This window comes from Albidovulum aestuarii (assembly GCF_029961185.1).
Lineage (GTDB): Bacteria > Pseudomonadota > Alphaproteobacteria > Rhodobacterales > Rhodobacteraceae > Albidovulum > Albidovulum aestuarii.
This window is the reverse complement of record NZ_JASBQQ010000001.1, coordinates 325,076-337,381: the sequence shown is the minus strand read 5'-3', so window position 1 is coordinate 337,381 and position 12,306 is coordinate 325,076. Positions and strand designations below refer to the sequence as shown.

General features: G+C 63.9%; 12 protein-coding genes. 10 read left to right on the top strand and 2 right to left on the bottom strand.

Going from position 1 to position 12,306, the window contains the following annotated elements:
- The first annotated feature begins 72 nt into the window (after window positions 1–72).
- From QKW60_RS01700 to QKW60_RS01690, 3 genes are read left to right on the top strand one after another with little or no spacing between them, the layout of a single operon-like run.
- Window positions 73–1,728 (top strand): amino acid ABC transporter permease, encoded by a 1,656-nt coding sequence (locus QKW60_RS01700; RefSeq protein ID WP_282365948.1) that lies wholly within the window; start codon window positions 73–75, stop codon window positions 1,726–1,728.
- Window positions 1,712–3,091 (top strand): GH1 family beta-glucosidase, encoded by a 1,380-nt coding sequence (locus QKW60_RS01695; protein ID WP_282365946.1) that lies wholly within the window; start codon window positions 1,712–1,714, stop codon window positions 3,089–3,091. The genes QKW60_RS01700 and QKW60_RS01695 overlap by 17 nt, the downstream gene beginning before the upstream one ends.
- Complete coding sequence (locus tag QKW60_RS01690) at window positions 3,091–3,762, top strand: SDR family oxidoreductase (protein WP_282365945.1); 672 nt, start codon at window positions 3,091–3,093, stop codon at window positions 3,760–3,762. The genes QKW60_RS01695 and QKW60_RS01690 overlap by 1 nt, the downstream gene beginning before the upstream one ends.
- Window positions 3,763–3,847: 85 nt before the next feature.
- Here the strand turns inward: QKW60_RS01690 and QKW60_RS01685 are convergent, their stop codons facing one another.
- Window positions 3,848–4,822 carry a LysR family transcriptional regulator gene (locus QKW60_RS01685; protein WP_282365944.1) on the bottom strand — a complete coding sequence of 325 codons (975 nt, stop codon included), beginning with the start codon at window positions 4,820–4,822 and terminating at the stop codon, window positions 3,848–3,850.
- A 328-nt stretch (window positions 4,823–5,150) separates the two neighbouring features.
- Between QKW60_RS01685 and QKW60_RS01680 the strand changes: the two genes are divergently transcribed.
- The 7 genes from QKW60_RS01680 to QKW60_RS01650 all read left to right on the top strand — a co-directional run bounded on the left by QKW60_RS01680 (window position 5,151) and on the right by QKW60_RS01650 (window position 11,706).
- Complete coding sequence (locus QKW60_RS01680) at window positions 5,151–5,306, top strand: hypothetical protein (protein WP_282365943.1); 156 nt, start codon at window positions 5,151–5,153, stop codon at window positions 5,304–5,306.
- Between the two features lie 141 nt (window positions 5,307–5,447).
- Window positions 5,448–5,576, top strand: coding sequence for a hypothetical protein (locus tag QKW60_RS01675; protein WP_282365942.1), 129 nt, complete (start codon window positions 5,448–5,450; stop codon window positions 5,574–5,576).
- A gap of 94 nt (window positions 5,577–5,670) precedes the next feature.
- Window positions 5,671–6,978 (top strand): helix-turn-helix transcriptional regulator, encoded by a 1,308-nt coding sequence (locus QKW60_RS01670; RefSeq protein ID WP_282365941.1) that lies wholly within the window; start codon window positions 5,671–5,673, stop codon window positions 6,976–6,978.
- A 174-nt stretch (window positions 6,979–7,152) separates the two neighbouring features.
- On the top strand, window positions 7,153–7,521 hold the full coding sequence (locus QKW60_RS01665; protein WP_282365939.1) for a response regulator transcription factor: 369 nt from the start codon (window positions 7,153–7,155) through the stop codon (window positions 7,519–7,521).
- 28 nt (window positions 7,522–7,549) lie between these two features.
- Window positions 7,550–7,822 (top strand): hypothetical protein, encoded by a 273-nt coding sequence (locus QKW60_RS01660; RefSeq protein WP_282365937.1) that lies wholly within the window; start codon window positions 7,550–7,552, stop codon window positions 7,820–7,822.
- 2 nt (window positions 7,823–7,824) lie between these two features.
- On the top strand, window positions 7,825–10,527 hold the full coding sequence (locus QKW60_RS01655) for a sensor histidine kinase (RefSeq protein ID WP_282366846.1): 2,703 nt from the start codon (window positions 7,825–7,827) through the stop codon (window positions 10,525–10,527).
- 87 nt (window positions 10,528–10,614) lie between these two features.
- Entirely contained in the window at window positions 10,615–11,706 is a 1,092-nt protein-coding gene (locus QKW60_RS01650; RefSeq protein WP_282365935.1) for a flagellar motor switch protein FliM, read from the top strand.
- A gap of 82 nt (window positions 11,707–11,788) precedes the next feature.
- On the opposite strand, the gene QKW60_RS01645 is transcribed toward QKW60_RS01650, so the two are convergent.
- Entirely contained in the window at window positions 11,789–12,214 is a 426-nt protein-coding gene (locus QKW60_RS01645) for a protein tyrosine phosphatase family protein (RefSeq protein ID WP_282365934.1), read from the bottom strand.
- Window positions 12,215–12,306: the final 92 nt, after the last annotated feature.

Sequence of the window (12,306 nt, the reverse complement as noted above, 5' to 3'; positions counted from 1 at the left end):
CCGGAAAAGCCCTGTCTGGCCGTGCGCAGGATTGCGCACGGCCCTCTCTTTCCCTGACCGATAGGCTCCGCGATGCACCGGCTTGCCCGTATCCGACCCAGCAACCTTGTCATCCTGACGGTACTGCCCTTTATCCTCTACCTCTTCACGACGGTGCCAAACTACCGCCGCTCGATCACCGCCATCGTCGGGATCGAACCTGGGGCGGGGGTGCTCTTGCGCGACTGGTTGTTGGTTATGGCGGTGCTGGTGGCGGGCATCGTCTGGCCGCTCTTGCAGCGGCGGGGCAAGGCCGATGGCGGGCGTGGTCGGATCGTGGCATTGGCCGCACTGATCGGCAATGCCGCGCTTGCCGTGGCATTGGCCGCCTTCGGGGATCTTTCGGCGCTCGCCTCGTCTATCGTGGCCAACGCGCTTGATCCGGTGACGTCCGAGATGGTGGTAAGAGCCGTGACGCCACGCCAGTTGACACCCGAAGGGACGGCCTACGTTGCCGGGCAACTCGATACGGCGCTATGGATATATGCTGCACTTACCGGGGCGCTGGCTGTTGCGGCGCTGGTTGAACTCGGCACCGGCAGAAAGCTGGGCCGATGGGTGCCGCTGGGACTTCTGGTTCTGAACGGCACTGGGCTCGTCTACATGATGCTTGCCGCCCATATCGGCTTCGCCTCGGGCCTTTTCACCACGCTGCGCGCCGGCATCTTCGCCTATCTGCTTGCCGGTTGCCTCGGGCTGACATGGGCCGGGCTTTTGTTCCTGACGCCTTCGCGCAGCACGACAAAGGTCTGGGGCACGGTCTGTGCCGTCGCCCTGGTGCTGGCGGGCGTGCTCTGGATGCAGCCGCATGAAAGTTTTGTTCTGACCGGCTCGCTCGACAAGCGGGTGGCCATCGTCAAGGGCACGCCGAAGTCGCTCGTCGATGCGGTGCGGTTCGGTGAGTTTGAAGGCGCGCCGGAGCGGGAGATCGGCCTGCGCAGTACGGCCTCAAACGACAATGCGCTGACGCTGATCGCGGATGGTTCGCAGGTCTCCGCAGCGCTCCTACCCGCCGAACTTGCGCCCGAGGGTATGCCGGTTCTGTGGCAGACCAGCCAGTTGCCCGACCGGTTCCGCATTCCGGCGGTCTTCCTGTTCGTCGGCGGCCTCCTCTTGGGCGTCCTCACCTTCTCGGCCCACCAGCATGGCCGCCACCCGCTGTCGGTCAGTGCGGAGTTCTTCATCGACACGGTGCGCGGCATTCCGATGCTGGTGATCATCCTCTTCGTTGGCCTGCCTTTCGCAGGCGCGCTCAAGGATGTGTCGGGTGGCACGATCGACATGCCGAACGTGCTGAGGGGGGTCATCGCCATCGCGATCGGCTATTCCGCTTACCTCGCAGAAATCTTCCGCGCCGGGATCGAGGCGGTGCCGCAGGGCCAGGTTGAGGCCGCGCGGTCGCTGGGGCTGAACAACTACAAGGTGGCGCGTCTTGTCGTGTTGCCGCAGGCGCTGAAGATTGTGATCCCGCCCCTAGGCAACGAATTCATCGCGATCCTGAAGGATACGTCCCTTCTGTCGATCCTGTCGGTCCGCGACGTGACCCAAAGGATGCGCGAGTTTCAGTCGGCGAGCTTCCTGCCCTTCGCCCCCTTCAACTCCGCCGCGATCCTTTATGTCTGCCTGACGCTTGCGGCGGCGAGCCTGATTGCCAGTATCGAAAGGCGCTACGATGTCAAACGCCGCTGACGACTTCCCACTGGAGGATCGCGCATCAGCTTTGCGCCTGCCTGAAGGTTTCATCCTTGGCGCGGCAACGGCGGCCTATCAGATCGAGGGTGCCATTCACGCGGATGGTAAGGGCGAGAGCATCTGGGACAGCTTCACCCGCCGCCCCGGCGTGATCGTTGACGGTGCGTCGGGCGAGACGGCCTGCGACAGCTATCGCCGCTCGCCGGACGATATCGCGCTGCTCAAGGAGATGGGCCTTGGTGCCTACCGCTTCTCGCTCGGCTGGGCGCGGATGCAGCCGGGCGGGCAGGGGGCGCTCAACCCCGAAGGCGTCTCCTATTACGATCGGTTGATCGACGGGCTTCTGCAGGCGGGCATCGCGCCCTATGTCACGCTTTACCACTGGGACCTACCGCAGGAACTGCAGGACAAGGGCGGCTGGTATAGCCGGGACACCTCCGAACGGTTTGCCGACTACGCCGAAAGGGCCGTCGCCGCCATCGGCGACCGGGTGGGCCACTGGACGACGCTGAACGAGCCCTGGACCTTTGGCTGGTTCGGCCATGCTTACGGCGAGGACGCTCCGGGTCTGGCCGATGGGGTGAGGGGCGGGTTGGCGGCCAGCCACCATGCGCTGCTGGCCCATGGGCTGGCCGTGCCCCGCATCCGCTCCGCCGCGCCGGGGGCAGAGGTGGGGATCGTGCTTGACCTGAACGTCGTCAGCCCGGCGAGCGATGCGCCCGGGGATGTGGCGGCGGCGAAACGGTTCGAGGGTGTGCAGAACCGCTGGTATCTCGACGCGGTCTTCAAGGGCGACTATCCGGCGGACATTCTGGACCTTTGCGCAGACCTTCTGCCCCAGATTCGGGAGGGAGACACGGCTACGATCTGCCAGCCGCTCGACTATCTCGGGGTCAATATTTATCGCCGCTCGGTCATCGGGGCGGGGACCGAATTGCCGCCCCTGAACTTCGCCCGGGTGAACCCGCCCGGCCGCTACACAGCCACCGGTTGGGAAATCTGGCCGCGTTGTATCCGCGATGCCTTGGATTTCGTGCACCGGGAATACGGGCCGAAGAAACTGCTGATCACCGAAAACGGCATGGCGACGCCGCCCGAAGTGCCGGGGCCGGACGGACAGGTGCATGATCCTGAACGCGCCCGCTACCTTGTCGAACACCTCGAACATGTGGCCGAAGCCGCGCGCGCTGGTGTTCCGGTGAAAGGCTATTTCGCCTGGACGCTGATGGACAATTTCGAATGGGCCTCGGGCTATACCGTGCCCTTCGGTCTGGCCCAAGTTGATCCGAGCACACATGACCGGCGGCTGAAACTGTCGGGCGAGGTTTTCGGACGTATCGCGCGGGGCGCGCGCGGCTGATGGCCACGGTCCTCATCACCGGCGCGAACCGGGGGCTCGGGCGCGAACTAGCCCGCCTCTATGCGGCAAATGGAGACGAAGTCATCGCCTGCTGTCGCGATCCCGAACGCCGGGGGGAGGACATCGCGGGCGACATTCGCTGGTTGCCGCTGGATCTTGCGGACGAAGCCGCGATCATGACTTTCCCGACGCTGCTGCGCGGGGCGGCGATCGACATCATGATCCACAATGCCGCGATACGGGGGGCGACGGGCGGGCTTGCCGATGTGGGGTTCGCCGATTTTGAAAAGGTGATGCGGATCAATGCTGCGGCCCCGCTGATCCTCACGCGTGAACTGAGATCGAACCTTATGGCGGGGGAGAAGAGGGCGGTCGCCATGATCTCATCTCGCGCAGGCTCGATGTCCGAAGGGCTCGACCCCGATGGCGACTATGCCTATCGCTGCTCGAAGGCCGCGCTCAACATGGGCGCGCGCAAACTGGCCTATGATGATCCCGCGCTGACGGTCTTGTTGCTACATCCCGGCTGGATCAGGACCGATATGGGCGGACCGGAGGCGGATCTCGATGTCACAGAAGCGGCCCGCGGCCTCGCCGCCTGCATCTCAGATGCTGCGCCGAAAGACAGCGGAAGCTTTCGGACGTGGAACGGCGAGATCGTGGAGTGGTAAGCAATGCCACCGGCGACAGTGCCCGCACACCGGCATCTGGCATATGTGCCAAAATCCACCTCATTACACCGCTGGCATTGGGTGTTCACTCGGTCAAGATGGTCAATGAACCTGCAAGCCAGGGCATTGCGGCAACTCCGGGCTCTATCACGGCTGTCTTGATGGTCGCACGCAGCTTGTTGCAGAGGACCTCTGAAATCTCATCGTTCCAGTCGACCCTGTGATAGAGCGAGATCGTGCGCGAAAATCCCGCGAAGGGCAGAGGGTGGATATCGACCTGACCCAGAAATCGCCGGGCTTGCAGGACGCCGAGCGGTGTGGTGATCGCCCAGCCAGCGCCGCTGGCGACGATGCCGAACATCGCCTGATTGCTGTCGATCTCGATCCGGGTAGGCGGTTCCAGCCGCCGACGCCTGAGATGGGCAGAGATCTGTCGGCCCACGAGTTGCCTTTGGTCGTAACGCACCAGCGGCAGGTCGCCGAGCTCCGCGATGTCCTGTGGTGCACTTGGTAGGTAACCGCGCGGGATGATGATGACGAAGGGGTCGCGCAGGATCGGCCATTCCACCAGTCCGGCAGGAAGCTCCGGCGGCCGCGCGGCGATACCGATTTCGTTTTCTCGTGCGAGCAGGTCTTCGATGATGACGTGGCTCGACGCGGTCATGATCGACATGTCGCAATATGGCAGGAGCCGCGCGAGCGACACGGCAAGGCTCGGGATCACCTCGCCGTTGAAATCGTCGATATAGCCGATGCGCAACGTCCTGAGGCGGCCGAGATCTTTCAGCGACACCTCGGCCGCGCCTTGACGCAGGTGCTGAAGTGCATGACGAACGTGCAGGAGGTAACCGCGTCCGGCCTCGGTCAGTTCCAGCGGGCGACGGTTGCGGTCGACCAGCGTTTCACCGAGGGCCGTTTCCAGATTCTTGAGTTGCTGCGATGCGGCTGGCGCACTGAGCCCAAGCCTGCGTGCTGTATCGTGGAGCGACCCGGTCCGCGCCAGTTCGTCGAAGACTTCCAGTCCCCGTAAGGTAACAGACCTGTTTTCCGCAGATTCCATAGGGGTTTATGATCCAAGATTGCTCTCGAATGTAAAGATTATTCCGTTTCAGGTCACCCGGCTGATGCCACGAAGCGTATGGGGCCACCAACAGGGTCTTTCCGTCGTCTTTGGCTTTCCAGACCGAAACGGAGCATCAGGTGATTTCGGTTCTGATCCGGGCTCTTGCGATCGCATGTAGCATCCATGTCGACCCTGCGGCTTTGCCGATTCGGGATTGATCCCGGTCAAGGCGTTGATCCGGCCCGCGTGCCACCTTGGTCAGGCCCAGATGTCGGCGGTGGCAGGTCGATGCGGCAGCCACGGATGCAGTTGGAAAGGAACAGGAATGACCACGATCTCAATCTGGATGTTGCGCGGGTTTGCGTTACTGACACTCGTGATACTCGCCGGATGCGAGACACCGGATGCCGGGGTGGGTGAATGCGAGGAGGGCGTCAGCGATCTCAGCCGTATGTCGGATGTGGTGCCCCCGAGCTGCTAGCGGCCGACGCGATTACCGTGCTTTTTGCTTGCTCTCGGGCGCTGTTCACGGTCTATCTCGGTCAGGAATAGCGGGACTTCGACCCGCGCTGGACGGGTGACGGCAGTGAACAAGACAGGTTTCAGGCACAGGGCGGCGGTGATGTCTTTCGCGACGGCCATTCTGCTTCTGGTACAGGGCTGCGAACGCAACCCCTATCAGCTGACGGAATGCATCGACGGAAAGCCTGCGGTCGAACGCATCCACGATGTCGCCCCGCCGAATTGCTGAAAAGCTGAAAAGCGCCCTGCAACACTTTTGGATCGCTTGAAAAAGCTGTAAAGTGCGGTGCGGGTCCACGCGGCCCGGCTTCGGGAGAGGTGCTGTGGCGCGATCGGCTCTTACGGGAACGCGGGTTCGCGAGCGCCGATTGCTCATTGGCATGAAGCAGGCCGATCTGGCGCGGGCCGTTGGCATCTCTCCGGCCTATCTCAATCTTATCGAACACAACCGGCGCCGCGTCGGGGCAGAGTTGCTTAACCGTCTCGCAGATGCATTGGGGGTGGAAGAGACCGCGCTCGCCGAAGGTGCAGAAAGCGCGTTGTTCGACGGGTTGCGCGAGGCCGCGGCAGCGGTCACTTCCCAAGACGGCGCGGCAGAGATCGGACGGGTCGAGGAATTCGTCAGCCGCTTTCCCGGCTGGGCAAGCCTCGTCGCCGCGCAACAAACAAGGATTGCCGCGCTTGAGCGCGCGGTCGAGGCCCTGCATGAACGCATGGCCCACGATCCGTTTCTGTCGGCCTCGCTGCACGAGGTTGTCTCGGCGGTCACGTCGGTTCGGTCCACCGCCGCAATCCTTGCCGAAAGCGAGGAGATCGCCCCGGAATGGCGAGCCCGGTTTCACCGCAACGTCTATGAAGACAGCATTCGCCTCAGCGAGGCGGCGGCCGCTCTTGTCGCCTATCTCGACACGTCGCAAGAGGCTGAAACCGGCCTTTCGTCGCCTCAGGAAGAGGTCGAGGCATGGCTGGCGCGCACCCAGTATCACCTTGCGCCGCTGGAACGCGCCCAGTCGCCCGCGCCGGAGAACCTGATCGCCGGTGTGCCGGAACTGGCCAGTGGCGCGGCGCGGCATCTCGCTCTGGCCCATATCAGGCGCTACCGGTCCGATGCGCTGGCGTTGCCGCTCGACCGGTTCGTCAGGATCCTTGCGGAGACAGGGTCCGACCCGACCGCGCTTGCAAGTCGCCTTGGGACTGGGCTTGGGCCGGTGTTCCGGCGCCTGGCGACGTTGCCCGAAGGGATGGGCCCGCCGCTCGGTCTGGTCGCCTGCGACGCGTCCGGCACACTCACCTTCCGCCGTCCCGCCCCGGGGTTTGCCTTGCCGCGCCACGGCGCAGCCTGTCCGCTCTGGCCGCTCTACGAAGCCCTCGTCCGTCCCATGGCCCCGATCCGGGCGGTAGTTGAAATGGCCGGGCGGGTGCCGCAGCGGTTCACGATCTACGCCTACTCTGAGCCAAGCTTTCCAGGTGGCTATGATGGTCCTCAGGTGGTCGAATCGCTGATGCTGATTCTGCCGCCACCCGAAGTGCAGGACGGTTCACCAAAGGCGGTGGGGCCGTCATGCCGCATCTGCCCCCGACCCGATTGCGCTGCACGTCGCGAGCCGTCGATCCTGGTTGGCGGCAACTGACACCTGCCCACCCCCCGTGCTCTCAGTATCCCCGGCGCCCCTGACAACGGCGGGCTGGCGCGCGGCTGATCCGCAGAGTCGGATCGTTCCGTGCAATCGGTTTTGACAGGTGAGGTCAGGTTCGGCGATAGTCGGATCAATGTGGCGGCACGGCCATGGGGAGGAAACCGCCGGATGGGACGACATGTCCTCCTGATCGAAGACGAGCCGCATATTGCCGAGGCGATCCGGTTCTTGCTGGACCGCGAAGGCTGGGTGGTGACAAGTCACAGCGACGGCGCGGATGCGGTCGAGATGATCAAGCGCGCATCGCCCGATATCGTCATCCTCGATTTGCTGCTGCCCGGCCGCTCGGGCCACGAGATTCTCACCGATCTCAGGGTAGACCCCGCCTTTGCCACGCTGCCGGTCCTTGTCCTGTCCGCCCGTGGGAGTGCCGATACCCGCGCCAGGGTGGAACAGGCCGGAGCGTCGCGTTTCATGGCCAAACCCTTCGCCAACGACGAGATCGTTGCGACGCTACGACAGATGACACCTGCATGAGGGGGCAGACCATCACGAGACTGAAGCCATGCCGTTAAAGCAACCGCGATTTCTTGCCCGGCAAAGCTACCGGCGGCGGCGCATGGCCGATGCCGCGCGACTTCTGCCGCTACTGGGTGTGTTTCTTGTCTTTCTGCCGATCCTCTGGCGCCCCGCGCAAAGCTCCGAAGCCGATACCGCCGGAGGCGGGGTTTACCTTTTCACCGTCTGGCTTGTCCTTATTGCCGCGGCGCTCTTCCTCTCCCGCCTCCTTTCCGCACCGCCATCGCAAGACGCTTCCGGTGACGAGGAGCCGCGCTGATGGTGCCGTTCAATATCCTTGTCGCGGTCTGCCTCGTCTACGTGGGGCTTCTCTTCCTCGTTGCCTTTGCCGCCGAAAGACGGGCTGAGCGCGGGAGGGTCGGCTGGCTCCGCTCACCTCTGGTCTACACGCTGTCGCTGTCGATCTATTGCACAGCCTGGACCTTTTATGGCGCGGTGGGGTATGCGGCGCGATCGGGGCTTGAATACCTGACGATCTATCTCGGACCGACACTGGTCCTGATCGGCTGGTGGGTGATCCTGCGAAAGCTTGTCCGCATCGGCCGGAGCCAGCGTGTGACCTCCATCGCCGACCTCATCTCATCGCGCTATGGCAAGTCGAACGTGCTCGGCGTCATCGTCACCGTGATCGCGGTCGTCGCAGCAACGCCCTATATCGCCCTGCAACTGCAATCGGTGACGCTGTCCTTCGGGGTCTTCGCAAGCGGCACGCCCGAGGGCTGGGCTTTGCCGGATCAAAGCGCCACCGCACTCTGGGTCGCAGGGGGGCTGACCCTGTTTACGATCCTGTTCGGCACCCGCAATCTTGACGCCAATGAACGCCACCACGGCGTCGTGATGGCCATCGCGCTGGAAGCCGTAGTCAAGCTCGTGGCCCTTCTCGCCGTCGGCATATTCGTCGTCTGGGGCGTGGCCGATGGCTGGTCCGACATTGCCGCACGGGTTCATGCGTCACCCATCGCCGACTGGCCGCTGCAACCGGGCCGCTGGATCGGCCTGACCTTCGTTTCGGCGGCCGCGGTTCTGACTCTTCCCCGCATGTTTCAGGTCATGGTCGTCGAGAACTCCGACGAAAGGCACCTTTCGACGGCGTCATGGGCGTTCCCTCTATATCTGCTCCTGATGAGCCTCTTTGTCGTGCCGATCGCGGTTGTCGGGCTTTCGGAACTGCCCGAGGGCGCGAACCCTGACCTTTTCGTCCTGACGCTGCCCTTGGCGGAAGGGCAGGGCAAGCTCGCCATGTTGGCCTTCCTCGGGGGTTTCTCCTCGGCGACGTCGATGGTCATCGTCGCGGCAATCGCGCTCGCCACGATGGTGTCGAACCATGTCGTGATGCCGCTGTGGCTGAGTTTGCGCGAAGGTGGCGCAAGGGCGCCGGGCGACGTGCGCGGTCTTGTCCTGATGTCCCGCCGCATCTCCATCGCGGCGGTTCTGGCGCTGGGCTACATTTACTATGTGCTGTCCGGTGGATCGGCGGCGCTTGCCGCCATCGGGCTTATCGCCTTTCTCGGCGTGGCGCAGATCCTTCCCGCGATGGTCGGCGGCATTTTCTGGCGCGGGGCGACGGGAACCGGTGCAGCTTTGGGTCTGACGGTCGGCTTTCTAACCTGGCTCTATACGCTCTACCTGCCATCCTTCGGCGAAGGCGGGCTTCTCTCGGCCCGCATATTGTCCGAAGGCCCGTGGGGCATCGGCTGGCTGCGCCCGCAGGCGCTTTTCGGCATCGAGGGGCTCGATCCTCTGCTGCACGCGCTGTTCTGGTCGCTCTCGCTCAATACCTTCACGTTCGTAAGCGTCTCACTCTTCACCTTCCCCGGCCCGGTCGAACGGATGCAGGGGCTCGCCTTCGTCAATGTCTTTGACCACGATCCCGGCGCGCGGGGATGGAGCCGGGGCGGCGCCGAGGCAGAGGATCTACTGACAATGGCGCAAGGCATTCTCGGCGCCGATCAAGCGCAGGGATTCTTCGAGGCCGAGGCCGGGGCGCAGGGCAAGGCGGGGTTCCTGCCGGAAACCACGCCTGACTTCATCGAACGCCTCGAACGTCGGCTGGCGGGGGCGGTCGGGTCGGCCACCGCTCATGCTATGATCGCCCAGTTCGCTGTCGGAGCCGCGGTGTCGGCGCAAGACCTGATGGCAGTGGCGTCCGAGGCCCAGCAGATCCTTGAATACTCAACGCAGTTGGAGGCGAAGTCCGAGGAACTGGCCCGCACCGCCCGGCAATTGACCGAGGCCAATGACAAGTTGAAGGACCTGTCTGTGCAAAAAGATGCGTTCCTGAGCCAGATCAGCCATGAACTGCGCACCCCCATGACGTCGATCCGGGCGTTTTCGGAGATCCTCAAGGACCCCGATCTGCCCGCCGAGATGCAGAAGAAATATGCAGGCGTCATCCATGACGAAACGATCCGTTTGACCCGCCTTCTGGATGACCTTCTCGACCTTTCCGTACTGGAAAACCGCAAGGTAAAGCTCGACGTGAAGGTCGCCAATCTGCACGATCTGATCTCGAAGGCGGTGCAGGCTGCGTCGAACACGCGGCCTGAACGGCAGTTCACGTTGCATCGCGATTACCCGGCCGAGCATATTCCGGTTATCACCGATACCGACCGGCTGGTGCAGGTCTTCATCAACCTCGTCTCGAACGCGCGTAAATACTGCGACGCCGAACGGCCGGAACTGTCGATCAATGCGCGTCAGCGGGGCGGACGCATCATCGTCGATTTCATCGACAACGGCTCCGGTATCCCCAAAGCCTCGCAACGGCTCATCTTCGAGAAATTCGCGCGCCTCACCGATACGGCGCGGGCCGGAGGGGCGGGGCTCGGCCTCGCCATCTGCCGAGAGATCATGGCCAACCTCGGCGGCACCATCGCCTATCTTCCCGGGCAGGGCGGCGCGGCATTCCGTGTCTCGCTTCCAGTCCGGCGAGAGGTCGGTGTCGAGGCCGCCGCTGCGGAATAGGCCCGTTCACTTACCATCCGCAACGCTTTGGTAATCCTGTCCGGCCTAGTCTGGCCGGAGGTCCGCACGGGTTACCGGGACGGAGGCATGAACGAACGCACAAACGATACGGTCTTGAAACGCAAGGTGGAAGCAAGCCGCGGCCATACCGGCGCTGCGCTTACGCCCGAGAAGGCCATTGGCCAGTCGCTGGCAAAGGCGGCGCAGGACAGGATGAAGCTGTCCATGCGTGTCGCGTCGATCCGGCAAGGCCGCATGTCGCTTGCGGAAATCATCGAAGCCCTGCCAGAGCGGCCGCTCATCGCCCTTCTGCATGGGCCGGGTGACGCCATAGGGCTGATTGCGCTGGCGCCTGAAGTGTTGGCCAGCCTGATCGAAATGCAGACGACCGGCAAGGTTGGGGCCGGGGACATTGCCGCAAGACGACCGACCCGGACCGACGCGGCGATGTCCGCCGCCTTTCTCGACCGGGTATTTGAAGAACTGGACCTGCTCCTTGCCGCCGATATGGCGATTGTCTGGGCCGGTGGGTTTCGCTACGCATCCTATCTGGAAGACCCGCGCCCGCTGGCCTTGCTGATGGAAGACGCCGGTTACAACGGGTTTCGCGTTACGCTGGAAATCGGCGGCGAGGGCGGGCGGCACGGAAAGCTCTTGCTTGCGCTGCCGTCGGACGGGCAGGGCGCGCCGCCGAAGTCGACGGGCTCTGCCGCTCACGGCCAGACGGTTGTCGATGGCAGTGCCGCCGCGACCGCCGAATGGAACGCGCGGCTGGAAGCCGCGGTCCTGGGCGCCCGCGTTCATATCGAGGCGGTCCTTGACCGCGTGACCTTGCCCCTCTCGGCATTGCTTGATCTGGCGCCGGGTGATTTCGTACCCCTTTCGCCGGGGATGATCACACGACTTAGGATCGAAGGGCGCGGACGCCGGTTTCTCGCACATGGCAAGCTGGGTCAGTGCCAGGGCAATCTTGCGGTCCGGTTGCTGATCGATCTTGAGAGGGACGCCGCAACGCCCGAGGCAAGCTCGAATCCTGATCGAACGCCTGAGGGTGCGTATGGGTCAGATGCGGTGACGCTGCCGCGGCCGGCGGTGGCCGGTGGCAAGCAGATGGCGGATACGCCCGCTGCTGTACTGCCCAAAGCCGGGCCGAAGGCACCCACGGCCGCTCATCCATAGGGCCGGGGCCAATACAGATTTCCACCGATCGGCAACAAATACAGGCGCTATACCGCCAGCACGACTGGCGTCCGGAATACGGTCAGTTCGTGGCCAGTTGATCGATCGTCGCGCGGAACGGCTCCAGATTATATCCCCAGCGGGCTGGCGTCGTTATCAGCGTGTCAGTCGGTTCACGGCCCGCATTCGCCAGTGCCCAGACGATGGAGGACCGGTTGCCCGAGGCGCAGTAGGCCAGTATCGGCCCTGTCGCCGCATCGATCGCATTACGCTGCTGTGTTACGTTTTCCATCGTGATGGCGCCGCCGATGACGGGGTTCACGACATAGGCCAGACCGGCCGCCTCGACCGCAACACGCATCGCATCGGCGCGCAGGTCTGCCGGGATTTCGGCGTCAGGTCGGTTGTTGATGATCGTGGCGAACCCGGCAGCGCGAATGGCTGCCACCTCCTCCGGAGCGATCTGGGGAGACACGGCATAAGTTGGGGTCAGTTGGCGGATCTCCATGATCTCTCCTGTGGACATGGCCGTCATTCGGGCAGCGCGACCATACTCAGCGCCGTCTCCCGACGGAAGAGGGTATGCGCGGGGCATGACTT

Bases quoted from the DNA above. Each gene is read 5' to 3' on its own strand.
- QKW60_RS01665 (WP_282365939.1), top strand. From the start codon at position 7,153: ATGGGACGACATGTCCTCCTGATCGAAGACGAGCCGCATATTGCCGAG.
- QKW60_RS01685 (WP_282365944.1), bottom strand. From the start codon at position 4,822: ATGGAATCTGCGGAAAACAGGTCTGTTACCTTACGGGGACTGGAAGTC.
- QKW60_RS01675 (WP_282365942.1), top strand. From the start codon at position 5,448: ATGTCTTTCGCGACGGCCATTCTGCTTCTGGTACAGGGCTGCGAACGC.
- QKW60_RS01690 (WP_282365945.1), top strand. From the start codon at position 3,091: ATGGCCACGGTCCTCATCACCGGCGCGAACCGGGGGCTCGGGCGCGAA.
- QKW60_RS01660 (WP_282365937.1), top strand. From the start codon at position 7,550: ATGCCGTTAAAGCAACCGCGATTTCTTGCCCGGCAAAGCTACCGGCGG.
- QKW60_RS01645 (WP_282365934.1), bottom strand. From the start codon at position 12,214: ATGGAGATCCGCCAACTGACCCCAACTTATGCCGTGTCTCCCCAGATC.
- QKW60_RS01695 (WP_282365946.1), top strand. From the start codon at position 1,712: ATGTCAAACGCCGCTGACGACTTCCCACTGGAGGATCGCGCATCAGCT.
- QKW60_RS01680 (WP_282365943.1), top strand. From the start codon at position 5,151: ATGACCACGATCTCAATCTGGATGTTGCGCGGGTTTGCGTTACTGACA.
- QKW60_RS01700 (WP_282365948.1), top strand. From the start codon at position 73: ATGCACCGGCTTGCCCGTATCCGACCCAGCAACCTTGTCATCCTGACG.
- QKW60_RS01650 (WP_282365935.1), top strand. From the start codon at position 10,615: ATGAACGAACGCACAAACGATACGGTCTTGAAACGCAAGGTGGAAGCA.